General features: G+C 60.8%; 11 protein-coding genes. 6 read left to right on the forward strand and 5 right to left on the reverse strand.

The annotated features are described in order from the left end of the window. Window positions 1-105: 105 nt before the first annotated feature. Together glpK and ACVDHI_RS03840 are read right to left on the reverse strand one after the other, a co-directional pair. Window positions 106-1,608, reverse strand: a complete 1,503-nt coding sequence (gene glpK, locus ACVDHI_RS03835) for a glycerol kinase GlpK (RefSeq protein ID WP_010674229.1) — start codon at window positions 1,606-1,608, stop codon at window positions 106-108. 54 nt (window positions 1,609-1,662) lie between these two features. Next, entirely contained in the window at window positions 1,663-2,511 is an 849-nt protein-coding gene (locus ACVDHI_RS03840) for an MIP/aquaporin family protein (RefSeq protein WP_039038615.1), read from the reverse strand. A gap of 490 nt (window positions 2,512-3,001) precedes the next feature. Here ACVDHI_RS03840 and glpT point away from each other — a divergent pair, with 490 nt between their 5' ends. The 6 genes from glpT (at window position 3,002) to tyrA (ending at window position 11,027) form a co-directional block, all read left to right on the forward strand. Beyond that, window positions 3,002-4,357, forward strand: coding sequence for a glycerol-3-phosphate transporter (gene glpT, locus ACVDHI_RS03845; RefSeq protein ID WP_041215475.1), 1,356 nt, complete (start codon window positions 3,002-3,004; stop codon window positions 4,355-4,357). Window positions 4,358-4,458: 101 nt separating this feature from the next. Beyond that, window positions 4,459-5,217, forward strand: a complete 759-nt coding sequence (locus ACVDHI_RS03850) for a DeoR/GlpR family transcriptional regulator (protein WP_010674233.1) — start codon at window positions 4,459-4,461, stop codon at window positions 5,215-5,217. A gap of 449 nt (window positions 5,218-5,666) precedes the next feature. Continuing rightward, the gene (glpD, locus tag ACVDHI_RS03855; protein ID WP_039038617.1) at window positions 5,667-7,154 is read left to right on the forward strand and encodes a glycerol-3-phosphate dehydrogenase; all 1,488 of its coding nucleotides are present in this window, start codon (window positions 5,667-5,669) and stop codon (window positions 7,152-7,154) included. Between the two features lie 102 nt (window positions 7,155-7,256). Further along, complete coding sequence (gene glpQ / locus ACVDHI_RS03860) at window positions 7,257-8,336, forward strand: glycerophosphodiester phosphodiesterase (RefSeq protein ID WP_039038618.1); 1,080 nt, start codon at window positions 7,257-7,259, stop codon at window positions 8,334-8,336. Between the two features lie 359 nt (window positions 8,337-8,695). Continuing rightward, a complete protein-coding gene (locus ACVDHI_RS03865; protein ID WP_447211716.1) occupies window positions 8,696-9,769 on the forward strand; it encodes a 3-deoxy-7-phosphoheptulonate synthase in 1,074 nt (357 codons plus the stop codon). Between the two features lie 118 nt (window positions 9,770-9,887). Beyond that, complete coding sequence (tyrA, locus tag ACVDHI_RS03870; RefSeq protein WP_336573706.1) at window positions 9,888-11,027, forward strand: bifunctional chorismate mutase/prephenate dehydrogenase; 1,140 nt, start codon at window positions 9,888-9,890, stop codon at window positions 11,025-11,027. Between the two features lie 114 nt (window positions 11,028-11,141). Here the strand turns inward: tyrA and hdfR are convergent, their stop codons facing one another. The 3 genes from hdfR to eco form a co-directional block, all read right to left on the reverse strand. Beyond that, window positions 11,142-12,017 (reverse strand): HTH-type transcriptional regulator HdfR, encoded by an 876-nt coding sequence (gene hdfR / locus ACVDHI_RS03875; protein ID WP_447211717.1) that lies wholly within the window; start codon window positions 12,015-12,017, stop codon window positions 11,142-11,144. Beyond that, entirely contained in the window at window positions 12,017-12,373 is a 357-nt protein-coding gene (locus ACVDHI_RS03880) for a DUF413 domain-containing protein (protein WP_010674239.1), read from the reverse strand. Before ACVDHI_RS03880 ends, hdfR begins: the two co-directional genes overlap by 1 nt. A 291-nt stretch (window positions 12,374-12,664) precedes the next feature. Then, complete coding sequence (eco, locus tag ACVDHI_RS03885) at window positions 12,665-13,147, reverse strand: serine protease inhibitor ecotin (RefSeq protein WP_010674240.1); 483 nt, start codon at window positions 13,145-13,147, stop codon at window positions 12,665-12,667. Window positions 13,148-13,195 lie beyond the last annotated feature (48 nt).

Below are 13,195 nucleotides of genomic sequence, written 5' to 3' on the forward strand. Positions count from 1 at the left end.
TGGGGTCAGGGGCGGTCAGAACAGTCGTGCTCGCCAATAAAAAGAGGCCGACATCGCTGTCGGCCTCTTTGCTTTTTTCATCTCAAGGATGCGTCGGTTACCCCATCACTCCTCTTCGGCCCAGCGGCGTGAGCGTTCCACCGCCTTCTTCCAGCCGCTGTAGCGCTTGGCGCGATCGTCACGATCCATCTGCGGAATGAACTCGCGGTCCACGCTGAACTTGTCTTCCAGCTCTTCGGAGCTCTTCCAGAAGCCCACGGCGAGGCCGGCCAGGAAGGCGGCGCCCATGGCGGTGGTCTCGATGCGGGTCGGACGCACCACAGGGGTGTGCATCATGTCAGCCTGGAACTGCATCAGGAAGTCGTTGGCCACGGCGCCGCCGTCCACCTTCAGGGCTGCCAGCTTGATGCCGGAGTCCTGCTGCATGGCATCCAGCACGTCGCGGCTTTGGTAGGCGATGGATTCGAGCGCCGCACGGATGATGTGGTTGCGGTTGGCGCCACGGGTCAGGCCGACCATGGTGCCGCGAGCATACGGATCCCAGTAGGGGGCGCCCAGGCCCACGAAGGCCGGTACCAGGTAGACGCCGTTGGTGTCGCCTACCTTGCTCGCGAAGTAGTCGGTATCGCGGGCATCGTGGATGATCTTGAGCTCATCGCGCAGCCACTGGATGGTGGCGCCGCCCATGAAGACCGCCCCTTCCAGTGCGTAGTTCACTTCCCCTTTCGGGCCGATGGCGACCGTGGTCAGCAGGCCGTTGCTGGAGCGAACCGGCTCGGTGCCGGTGTTCATCAGCATGAAGCAGCCGGTACCGTAGGTGTTCTTGGCCATCCCTTTTTCGAAGCAGAGCTGGCCGAACAGGGCGGACTGCTGGTCACCGGCGATACCGGCGATGGGGATGCGGGCGCCGCCGCCACGGGTGGTGTAGCCATAGACCTCGGAGGAGGGTTTGACTTGCGGCAGCATGGAGGCGGGGATGCCCAGCTCGTCCAGCATGCGCTCATCCCACTTCAGGTCGCGGATGTTGTAGAGCATGGTGCGCGAGGCGTTGGTCGGGTCGGTGACGTGCACCTCGCCGTTGGTCATCTTCCACACCAGCCAGGTGTCGATGGTGCCGAACAAGAGCTCGCCGTTCATTGCCTTCTCCCGGGCCCCTTCCACGTTGTCCAGGATCCACTTCACCTTGGTGCCGGAGAAGTAGGCATCCAGCACCAGGCCGGTGTTTTCGCGAACGTACTCTTCAAGGCCGCGGGCCTTGAGCTCTTCACAGATGGCGGCGGTGCGGCGGCACTGCCAGACGATGGCGTTGTAGATGGGCTTGCCGGTGGCCTTTTCCCAGACGACGGTGGTTTCACGCTGGTTGGTGATGCCGATGGCGGCGATCTGCTCGCTGTGCAGGCCGCTCTTGGCCAGCACTTCGGTGAAGACGGAGGACTGGGTCGCCCAGATCTCCATGGGGTCGTGCTCGACCCAGCCCGCTTTCGGGTAGTGCTGGGTGAATTCGCGCTGGGAGGTCGCGACGATGTTGGCGTCCTGATCGAAGACAATGGCACGGGAGGAGGTGGTGCCCTGGTCCAGCGCAACGACAAATTTCTTTTCAGCAGACATGATGTTCTCCACGTTTTTATTTTCCACGTTGTTACACGTTGGGGAGGGCCGCTCTCAGGCGGCGGCCTCTTCTTTGTTAGACAGCTTGGCGGCTTCTTCGGTGGCGACGCGGTTGCCCGGGACGCAGGGAGCCAGCACTTTCACATACAGGGCGGTACCGATCTGGGCGCCGACGATGGGGCCAAGGATGGGGACCCAGAAGTAGGGGTTGTCACGACCACCGGTCAGGGCCACGTCACCCCAGCCAGCCACGAAGGCGAACAGTTTGGGGCCGAAATCACGGGCCGGGTTCATGGCAAAGCCGGTCAAGGGGCCGAGGGAGGCGCCGATCACCGCGATCAGGATACCGATGAGCAGGGCGGCGGCGAAGCCTTTGGGGGCGCCGTTGTTGTTGTCACCCAGTGCCATGATGCCCAGCATCAGGACGGCTGTGATCACCATCTCGACCGCGAAAGCCTGCATGTTGGAGAGCAGGGCATTGGGGTAGGTGGAGAAGATGCCTGCGGTGCCGAGGCTCTCGACGCTGCCGCGCACCACGTTGTGGGTCAGTTCCCACTGGGTGAACAGGTTGCTGTAGAGGGCGTAGACCAGGGCGGCGGAGGCGAAGGCCCCGGCTATCTGGGCGATGATGAAGGGCACCACCTTGCGCTTGTCAAAGCCGCAGAAGGTCATCAGGGCCAGGGTCACGGCAGGGTTGAGGTGGGCACCGGAGATGCCACCGGTGACATAGATGGCGATGGCGACACCCAGGCCCCAGGTAATGGAGATTTCCCATTGCCCGAAGTTGGCGCCAGCCAGCACCAGGGCGGCCACGCAACCGACGCCGAAGAAGATCAGCAGGCCGGTGCCGATAAACTCGGCGAGGCACTCGCCAAGCAGGGTATTGGGTCTTTGTATGCTCATAGTTGTTATTCCTTATATCCACCCACAGTAGGTTTGATGTTCCGTTTTGTTATCTTTCATTCCCATTCATTGCGCCCGAAAACGTTTCTTCTTGTTTTTTGAGCTTGCGCAAACGTTATGCTCGTTTGCGCTCGTTCTTGGACGAGAGAGAAAATAAACCTTCTGCGTCAATTCACCATACCCCCGCCACCGGAAATGTGGGCAAGATCCCATTCATTGCTAAGAAAATGTGACGAAAAGCAACAGTTATCGGCCATATTACTCCTTAGTGAGTAGCTAAAGGCCACGCCATGCGTGGGCTGACCCTGGATGCGCGTTCACTCACAGCGTCACAATTTTTGTAATAAAACTGCAATAATTTAGCGCTCATCACAGATCAAATGTTCACAATTGAGCATAATTGGCTCGCTTGCGAATTATGACGCGTCTGATCGCCGGCATGAGCGGGGCGTCCTCAACCGCCCAGAACAACAATAAAAGGAAGCAGAACATGCTTAGTCTCTTCAGGCCTGCACCCCATATCGACCGGCTGCCGGCCGACAAGGTGGATCCCTTCTACAAACGCATGCGTTGGCAGGTGTTCTTCGGGATCTTCTTCGGGTATGCGGGTTACTACCTGGTACGGAAAAACTTCAGTCTGGCGATGCCCTACCTCATCGAGCAGGGCTTCTCCCGTGGGGATCTGGGTCTGGCGCTGTCCGGCGTCTCCATCGCTTACGGTCTCTCCAAATTCCTGATGGGGAACGTGTCGGACAGATCCAACGCGCGCTACTTCCTCTCCGCCGGTCTGCTGCTCTCGGCAGGCATCATGTTCATGATGGGGACCATGCACTGGGCTACCTCCAGCATTGGCATCATGTTCGTGCTCCTGTTCCTGAACGGCTGGGCACAGGGCATGGGCTGGCCCCCCTGCGGCCGTACCATGGTGCACTGGTGGTCACAGAAGGAGCGGGGTGAGATCGTCTCGGTCTGGAACGTGGCCCACAACGTGGGCGGCGGCATGATAGGCCCCCTGTTCATCCTCGGCATGGGCTGGTTCAACGACTGGCGCAGCGCCTTCTATGTGCCTGCGGCGGCGGCGGCGGCCATCGCGGTGATCGCCTTCTTCGTGATGCGCGATACCCCGCAGTCGGTCGGTCTGCCTCCCATCGAGGAGTACAAGAACGACTACCCGAAGGATTACAACGAAAGCCACGAGCAGGAGTTCTCCGCCAAGGAGATCTTCATGAAGTACGTGCTGCACAACAAGCTGCTCTGGTACATCGCCATCGCCAACGCCTTCGTCTACCTCATCCGTTACGGCGTGCTGGACTGGGCGCCCACCTATCTGAAAGAGGCCAAGGACTTCAGCGTGGATCACTCCTCCTGGGCCTACTTCCTCTATGAGTGGGCGGGGATCCCGGGCACCCTGCTGTGCGGCTGGATCTCCGACAAGATGTTCAAGGGCCGCCGTGCCCCCGCAGGCATCCTGTTCATGGTGCTGGTGACCCTCTCCGTGCTGGTCTACTGGTTCAACCCGGCGGGCAACCCGACCATCGACATGATTGCCCTGGTCGCCATCGGCTTCCTCATCTATGGCCCCGTCATGCTGATCGGCCTCTACGCCCTGGAGCTGGCGCCCAAGAAGGCGGCCGGTACCGCGGCGGGCTTCACCGGCCTGTTCGGTTATCTGGGTGGCGCGGTCGCGGCCAACGCCATGCTGGGCTATACCGTTGACCACTTCGGCTGGGACGGCGGCTTCATGGTGCTCACCGTCTCTTGCGTGCTCTCCATCATCCTGCTGGCCATGACCCTCAAGCACGAGAACGAGTCGATTGCCGCCAAGGCGGCTGCCCATAAGGCATAAAACGTGATCCTGCCCTTATCGATTGGAAAAGGGATCAGGTACACTGCCAAAGGCCCCGCACCTGCCGGGGCCTTTTTTCGTCTCATCTGCGGAGTGCAAGCGTGAAGCAAACCCAACGACATCTGGAGATCCTGGACGTCCTGACCCGGCAGGGTTTCGTCTCGACCGACGATCTGGTGACCCATTTTGACGTCAGCCCCCAGACCATTCGCCGGGATCTCAATGATCTCGCCGAACAGAACAAGATCCGGCGCCATCACGGCGGGGCCTCACTGCATTCGAGCACCGTCAACACCGCCTACAGTGCCCGCAAGGTGATGCAGCTCAAGGAGAAGGAGCGCATCGCCCGGGAAGTGGCCGCCAACATCCCCGACGGCTCGTCGCTCTTTATCGACATCGGCACCACCACCGAGGCCATCGCCCGGGCCCTGCTCGACCACCGGGAGCTGCGCGTGGTCACCAACAACCTGAACGTCGCCAGCATCCTGACCGCCAAGGATGACTTCACCGTCATCATCGCCGGCGGCGAAATTCGCAACCGGGATGGCGGCATTGTCGGGGAGGCGACCCGCGACTTCATCGGCCAGTTTCGCATGGACTACGGCGTCATCGGCATCTCGGGCATCGACAGCGACGGCTCCCTGCTCGATTTCGACTATCACGAGGTGAAGATCGCCCAGGCCATCATCGCCCACTCCCGCCAGGTGTTCCTGGCCGCCGACCACACCAAGTTTGGCCGCAACGCCATGGTCAACCTCGGCAATCTCAACCAGATCCACGCCCTGTTCACGGATCAGGAGCCGCCGGAGAAGCTGATGCGACTGATGTCCCAGCATCAGATCGCCTGCCATATCTGCTGAGCTTCCCCGCACAGGCATCAGGCCGCCTCGGGGCGGCCGCTTTTTTTTCTGCCCCCTCCCGGCCTGCGGCGTCTCCCTTGCGGCGCCAAAGAGGCCAGTTCCTGGCGCTGACACACCTTCTTTGACCCCTGATGTTGCCCCCGCACTCTGGCGCCAGGTTTGCACCGACGCTAGGCGCCTGCGAGGAATTCACGCCATCGCCTTCATCACCTTGCTTCATGGGTGCCCCCATCCGGGACTCTTTGTTCTCTTCCCTGCCCGAAATGGCTGTTTCCGACATGCCGTAGCCTTGCCTGGCCGTCACCGACTGGCAGCATTTTTAGCATTGTGAAAACAATCGCGATCACATTTCTCTCACGAAATGTTCGTTTATTGGTTTTTCATGTTCTAATATGAGCGAAATCAAACATTGCTGTCATGGCAAACACAAAATAAGAAAGTAGGTGAACATGAGCGAACATTATGATCTGGTCGTCGTCGGCGGCGGCATCAACGGGGTCGGCATCGCGGCAGATGCGGCGGGGCGGGGGCTGAAGGTGGCGCTGTTCGAGGCGAGCGATCTCGCCTCTGCCACCTCGTCCAACTCCAGCAAGCTGATCCACGGCGGCCTGCGCTATCTCGAACATTACGAATTCCGGCTGGTGAAAGAGGCGCTGGCGGAGCGGGAGGTCCTGCTCGGCATGGCTCCCCACATCGCCCGTCCCATGCGTTTTCGTCTGCCTCATCGCCCGCACCTGCGTCCGGCCTGGATGATCCGAGCCGGTCTCTTTCTTTATGACAACCTGGCCAAGCGGGACAAGCTCAAGGGGAGTTGCGGCCTGCGCTTCCTGCCGCAGGACGGTCTCAAGAGCGGTATCAACAAGGGCTTTGAATACTCGGACGCCTGGGTCGACGACGCCCGGCTGGTGGTGCTCAATGCCATGCTGGCGCGGGACAAGGGCGCTGATGTGCAGACCCGTACCCGCTGCGTCAAGGCGGTGCGCGGATCCAAGCACTGGACCCTGACGCTGGAGCGGGAAGGGGGCGAGCAGTTCACCGTCAGCTGCCGTGGTCTGGTCAATGCGGCGGGCCCCTGGGTCAAGACCTTCTATGACGAGAGCCTGAGCGAGAAATCCCCCCGCGGCATTCGTCTCATCAAGGGGAGTCACATGATAGTGCCGCGCATCCATGAGCGCGAAGAGGCCTACATCCTGCAAAACGAGGACAACCGCATCGTCTTCGTCATCCCCTACCAGCAGGACTATTCCCTCATCGGCACCACGGACGTGGAGCACAAGGGCAGCCCGCGGGAAGCCAAGATCAGCGATGCCGAGATCAACTACCTGTGCAAGGTGGTCAATGCCCACTTCACCAGGCAGATAAGCCCGGCAGATGTGGTGTGGACCTATGCCGGGGTGCGCCCCCTGTGTGACGACGAGTCCGATTCACCCCAGGCGGTGACCCGGGACTACACGCTCGAGCTCAGTGGTGAATCCGACGGCGCGCCGCTCTTGTCGGTGTTTGGCGGCAAGCTCACCACCTACCGCAAGCTGGCCCAGGCCGCCTGCAACAAGCTCAAGCCCTGGTTCAGCCAGATGGGAGAGGACTGGACCGCCTCCTGCCGGCTGCCCGGTGGCGAGTTCGACTGCTCGGTGCGTGAACTGGCGCGTGCCTTTGCGCTGGAATTCGACTGGCTCGACGATCGCAGCGCCCTGCGCATCGCCGAAGCCTATGGCGCTCATGCCCGCCTCTGGCTGAAGGAGGAGCGCGGCCAGCACTTTGGCGCCGGGCTGTATGAATCCGAAGTGCGCTATCTCATCGCGCGCGAATGGGCCCACTCCCTGGAGGACATCCTGTGGCGCCGCAGCAAGCTGGGGCTGCGCCTGTCGGAATCCGAACAGCAGCAGCTCGGTGCCTGGCTGCTCGAGCACCACCACGCCCTGCCCGAAGCCTGCTGATGACCCATGGCGGGCGGCCTTTGCCGCCCGCCGTCAAACTGCAATAAACCCCTGCTATAACAATTACCTGCATCCTACACACCATAACAACGAGACCTCTTGATGAAGCAACCTCACCGTACCCTGATAGCCCTTGGCCTCGGGGCCGCCCTGGCGCTGCCCGCACTGGCGGCCGACGAAGGCAAAATCGTGATCGCCCACCGGGGTGCCTCCGGTTACCTGCCGGAACACACCCTGGAATCCAAGGCCCTGGCCTATGGCATGGGCGCCGACTATCTGGAGCAGGACCTGGTGATGACCAAGGATGACCAGCTGGTGGTGATGCACGATCACTTCCTTGATGGCATCACGGACGTGGCCGAGCGCTTCCCCGGCCGGGCCCGCCCGGACGGACGCTACTATGTGGTGGATTTCACCCTGGACGAGGTGCGCTCCCTGCGCATGACCGAGCCGTTCCAGCTGGTGGACGGCAAGCAGGTGCCGGTCTATCCGGCCCGTTTCCCGCTGTGGAAGTCGAGCTTCAGGATCCATACCTTCCAGGAAGAGATCGAGATGATCCAGGGGCTCAACAAGAGCACCGGCAAGCACATCGGCATCTACCCGGAAATCAAGGCTCCCTGGCTGTTCCGCCACGAGGGCAAGGACATCTCCAGGGCGGTGCTGAACGTGCTCAAGGAGTACGGCTACACCAGCAAGAGCGACAAGGTCTATCTGCAGTGCTTCGATGCCAACGAGCTCAAGCGCATCAACGGCGAGCTGATGCCCGCCATGGGCATGGATCTCAAGCTGGTGCAGCTGATGGCCGAGACCGACTGGAACGAGACCATGGTCTACGACGCCAAGGGCAAGGCGACCCCCTATGACTACGACTGGATGTTCAAGCCGGGGGCCATGAAGACCATCGCCACCTATGCCGAGGGAATCGGTCCCTGGAAACCCATGGTGGTGACCGAGCCGGGCACTCCTGGCAAGCCGGTCTTCACCGGCATGGTGAAAGAGGCCCACGCGGCCGGTCTCAAGGTGCATCCTTATACCTTCCGTCAGGATGAGGGGCAGATCCCGGCCTATGCGAAAGACTTCACCGACCTGCTCAACATCTTCCTCTACCAAGCCGATGTGGATGGGGTATTCAGCGACTTCCCCGACAAGGCGGTCGAGGCTATCAAGGCTCACGGCAAATAATAAAAGAAGAGCAACACGGGAATGCAAGCGGGGCCAGGTGCCCCGCTTTTTTGTGCCCGGTGTCGTCGCCGGGATAAGGGGCCATGAGAGGGGGCAGAGAGATGATATTGAAATGGATGGGTGTAATGTAATGTTTACAATTTGAGGCTGATTTGGCCTCGCGAGTCGCTACTTTTGAGTTGTCTCACTCTGCATTCTTGGTCATTTATCCATCTGTCAGCGTGCAAAGACGCTAGTTTCACTTGATTGTTTGTTTTTCCTTGGTAAGGTGGGGGCGGTTGCGTAACAAAGCGCTGACTTGTGTAAACAAAAATGAACGGTCAGCGCCCTTGGCTTGAAACAGTAGAGAGAATGAGAAGATGCAAAGAGATCCCCTGAACAACATCCATATCCAGTCCGAACAAGTGATGATCACGCCTGCCCAGCTCAAGGAGAAACTGCCCATCTCCGATCGCGCGCTGGCATTCGTGCAAGGGGCCCGCAATACCATCGCCGACATCATCCACCGTCGCGATCACCGCTTGCTGGTGATCTGTGGTCCCTGCTCCATCCACGACATGGACGCTGCCAAAGAGTACGCAACCAGACTCAAAGCGCTGCATGACGCCTATCAGGACTCTCTCTACATTGTCATGCGGGTCTACTTTGAGAAGCCACGCACCACGGTCGGCTGGAAGGGCTTTATCAACGATCCGAACCTGGACGGCACCTTTGACGTGGAGCTGGGTCTGCACCGCGCCCGCGAGCTGCTCTGCTGGCTGGCCGAGCTGGAGCTGCCGCTGGCGACCGAGGCGCTCGACCCCATCAGCCCGCAATACCTGGCTGAGCTCTTCTCCTGGTCGGCCATCGGTGCCCGCACCACCGAATCCCAGACCCACAGGGAGATGGCGTCCGGCCTCTCCATGCCGGTCGGCTTCAAGAACGGCACCGACGGCAACCTGGGCACCGCCATCAATGCGCTGCAGGCCGCTTCCAGCCCCCACGCCTTCATGGGGATCAACCAGCAGGGTCAGGTCGCGCTGCTGCAGACCCAGGGCAACCCGGATGGCCATGTGATCCTGCGCGGCGGCAAGCACCCGAACTACGACTCGGTCAATGTATCGCTGGCGGAAGATGCGCTGGAGAAGGCGGGCCTGCTGCCCGGTCTGGTGGTGGATTGCAGCCATGGCAACTCCAGCAAGGATCACCGGCTGCAGCCCAAGGTGGCCGACAACGTCATTCACCAGATCCAGGAGGGCAACCGCTCCATCATCGGGGTGATGCTCGAATCCAACCTGTTCGAAGGCAACCAGTCCAGCGAGCAGCCCAAGTGCGAGATGCGCTACGGCGTCTCCATCACCGATGCCTGCATCGACTGGGAGACCACGGATGCGCTGCTGGCCCGCTGCCACAGCCAGCTGGCGGCACCACTTTTGGCCAGAACATCGGCATAAGCCGTGGTATCTTGTTGTAACTGATTGAACCATCGAGGTATCACTGCCCACGCAGTGATACCTTGTTGCCTCTTGAATGACAGGGCGTCGCTGCGGGCGGCGCCAGCAGGGACTGGACATGGCGGAAGAGTTGAATGCCCTCAGGGACAAGATAGATGCGGTGGACAAGCAGCTGATTGATCTGCTGGCTGCCCGTCTCGCCCTGGTGGGGGAAGTGGGGGAAGTGAAGAGTCGGCACGGCCTGCCCATCTATGCACCGGATCGGGAGGCGAGCATGCTGGCCCGCCGCCGCGCCGAGGCCGAGGCACTGGGGGTGCCGGGGGACCTTATCGAGGATGTGTTGCGCCGGGTGATGCGCGAGTCCTATATTCTGGAGTCCGCCAGCGACAAGGAGCACCACTTCAAGTGCATGAAGCCTGAGCTCGGCAAGGTGGTGATCATCGGTGGCCAGGGGCAGCTTGGCCGCCTGTTCGGCAACCTGTTCAGCCTCTCGGGCTACCGGGTCGAAACCCTGGGTCAGGCCGATTGGCCGCGCGCCGACGAGATCCTGCACGGCGCCGGACTGGTGATGGTGGCGGTGCCCATCGACGTCACCTGCCAGGTGATCGACCGGCTCGGCAACCTGCCTGAGAACTGCCTGCTGGTGGACGTGACCAGCGTCAAGAGTGAACCGCTTGCCCATATGCTGGCGGTACACCAGGGGCCGGTGCTGGGGCTGCACCCCATGTTCGGGCCGGACGTGGCGAGCCTCGCCAAGCAGGTGATCGTCTGCTGTCAGGGGCGCGAACCCGCCGCCAGCCAGTGGCTGCTGGAGCAGATGACCATCTGGGGGGCGCGTTTGCAGCAGGTGGAGGCCAAGGCCCACGACGAGGCAATGACCTTCATTCAGGCGCTGCGCCACTTTGCCACCTTTGCCTACGGCTGGCATCTCTCCCGGGAGCAGGCCAACATCGACCGCCTGCTTGCCTTAAGCTCTCCTATCTACCGGCTGGAGCTGGCCATGGTGGGACGGCTGTTCGCCCAGGATCCCCATCTCTACGCCGACATCATATTGTCGTCGCCCCAGAACCTCGCGATGATCCGCCGCTACTACCAGAACTTCGGCGAGGCGCTGGGCCTGCTGGAGCGGGGCGACAGGGAGGGCTTCATCGAGGCCTTCAGCCAGGTCTCCGGCTTCTTCGGCGAGCGGGCGGAGGAGTTCCTGCGCGAGAGCCGCACCCTGCTGGCGCAGGCCAACGACCGTCGCCATCACGGCTGATGCACAAAGACATCCATATAAAAGGGGCCTGATGGCCCCTTTTTCATGTTGTTTGTGCTGCACCGATAACCAGGGTAGATGAAAACACAGGTCTGGGCGTGAAATCGCCCTGTTTCATTCGGCAGGCGGTTGACGCAAGTCGGCGTTATGCCAGCCCAGCGGCAGGGTCAGCAGCTGATCGATCAGCTCCCGGCGGTCGGATTTCTCCAGATAGGCGAGGTAGAGCGGGCGGCTCAGGGATTGGCCCCCTTCCACCAGATGAAGCTGCCCCTGCTCCAGGAAGGGGCTCACCATGCGCCTTGGCAGGTAGGCGGCGCCGCCGTTGGCCAGTACGAATTGCAGGGCCATGCTGGCGGAGCTTGAATGCAGAACTGGGGTCTTCTGCAGGCTCTGCAATCGGCTCGATGGCGGTTCGAAGCTGGTGCCCCAGTCGAGATGAATGTGGGGCATCTGCATCAGGCTGTCGGCGTTTGCGGCCGGCTCCCGGCTCACCAGTTCGAACACCAGCTCGCCGATGGGGTGCAGGGCAATCTCGTCGATTTTGGTCGGCTCGGAGAGCAGGGCCAGATCGAGGGAGCGCTCCAGCAACTGGCGACAGAGGTGCTCGCGGGAGGCGGTTTCGAGGCGCACCGCGAGGCCGGGGGCCAGGGCATAGACATGGTTGAGCCAGTCGTTGAAGTCGAGCTCCCAGAAGACGGCGGGGGCGCCGATGGCAAGCTGCTGGCTGAAACCGGGGGAGAGGGCCACGTCCTGCTTGGCGCGCCCCAAAGTATGCAGAATGGCGTCTGCGTAGGGCAGCAGACGCTCACCGGAGGCAGTCAGGCGGATGTTGTTGCGATGACGGGCAAACAGGCTGACCCCGAGTTGCTGCTCGAGCTGGCGGATCCGGAAGCTCACCGCCGACTGGGTCAGGTAGAGATTTTCAGCCGCCCGGCCAAAGTGCCGGGTCTTGCTGACCTCGATGAAGGTCCGAAGCAGCTCGGTATCCATTAATCGAGGGACTCGTCGCTGCCGCCACCGCCGCCTTCAAAGCTGCCACCCGCATCTTCATTGGCGCCGCCAGCGACGGTGCACAGACGGTGCACGCGCTTGGGACCAATCACCTTCAGGTATTTGAACCACACCTTGGCGTGGGGGTTGTTGCCGGCTGCGCCGGATTTGACCTGTTCGATAAAGGCACTTTCTACGTCATCGCGCGGGGCCAGGTTGCCCTGATAGAGCGCCAGCATCACGGTGCCATATTTTTCCAGACTGTCCGCTTCGGCCACGGTGAATTCGCCACTGCGACGCAGGCCACGGGGAAAATGTTTGAAGTCGTTGAAACGCTTGTCTGATTCGAAGCTCATAGTGCTCTTGTTCTGGTTAGTTTGACCTTTGCGGGCAAGTATCATCAGGCCGTCGCAGAGTGCAAAATCAATTTTCTTACTATGTTAATAAATATCTTTTATCGAACAGGGTTTGTCGCATCTCGAGGGGGCATTTTGCGGCGCGCTGCACAAAAAAGCCTGAAAAATAGTGGAGTTATGTCAGATTTTGTACAGGAAAAACCGCTCAAAAACGGGTTTGGAAGCTAAAAATAAGGCGCCGTATGGCGCCTTTTTGTCATCATGACTGAGCTGAACCCGAGTGCGCGGCACTCACTCAATCATGGCTGGCTGTGCCAGGTTGTCGGCACGCCACAGACGATAGCGCACCTCGTACTCCTGGGGCACATAGATGACGAAGGGCAGCTTGGAGTTGTAGTTCACGAAGAAGCCCTGACCGTAGATCTGGACGAAACTCTCCTTCTTCTGGCCGTCTGGGCAGGCCATCAGGGTGCTGACGGGGCCGGTGACCTGGCCCAGGGTCAGGTAGTTGTAACCCCAGCCCTTGACGCTGTGCTGTTCCAGATTGCCCGCGAAGCGGGGCAGGTTGCAGTCGACCAGCATCTTCTTGCCGACTTGCAGCTCGACCATCATGTCGGCTTCGTTCTCGACTTCCGGCAGACGGATCACGACACGTTCCTGGTTCACTTCGGCGGCGGGGAACATGCTGATATCAAATTTTTTCGGTTCGGCGGCGAAGGCATGGCCACCCAATAACAAGGCGCCCAGCAGGCTAAAACGCAACACGGTTTTCATCTGTACCTCTTGGGATTGGTTCAACGCCGCTAGACTAACCGCTCTGCC

Source organism: Aeromonas sp. 25-248, from assembly GCF_053005425.1.

Bases quoted from the DNA above. Each gene is read 5' to 3' on its own strand.
- glpQ (WP_039038618.1), top strand. From the start codon at position 7,257: ATGAAGCAACCTCACCGTACCCTGATAGCCCTTGGCCTCGGGGCCGCC.
- ACVDHI_RS03840 (WP_039038615.1), bottom strand. From the start codon at position 2,511: ATGAGCATACAAAGACCCAATACCCTGCTTGGCGAGTGCCTCGCCGAG.
- hdfR (WP_447211717.1), bottom strand. From the start codon at position 12,017: ATGGATACCGAGCTGCTTCGGACCTTCATCGAGGTCAGCAAGACCCGG.
- glpD (WP_039038617.1), top strand. From the start codon at position 5,667: ATGAGCGAACATTATGATCTGGTCGTCGTCGGCGGCGGCATCAACGGG.
- ACVDHI_RS03865 (WP_447211716.1), top strand. From the start codon at position 8,696: ATGCAAAGAGATCCCCTGAACAACATCCATATCCAGTCCGAACAAGTG.
- glpK (WP_010674229.1), bottom strand. From the start codon at position 1,608: ATGTCTGCTGAAAAGAAATTTGTCGTTGCGCTGGACCAGGGCACCACC.
- tyrA (WP_336573706.1), top strand. From the start codon at position 9,888: ATGGCGGAAGAGTTGAATGCCCTCAGGGACAAGATAGATGCGGTGGAC.
- ACVDHI_RS03880 (WP_010674239.1), bottom strand. From the start codon at position 12,373: ATGAGCTTCGAATCAGACAAGCGTTTCAACGACTTCAAACATTTTCCC.
- eco (WP_010674240.1), bottom strand. From the start codon at position 13,147: ATGAAAACCGTGTTGCGTTTTAGCCTGCTGGGCGCCTTGTTATTGGGT.
- glpT (WP_041215475.1), top strand. From the start codon at position 3,002: ATGCTTAGTCTCTTCAGGCCTGCACCCCATATCGACCGGCTGCCGGCC.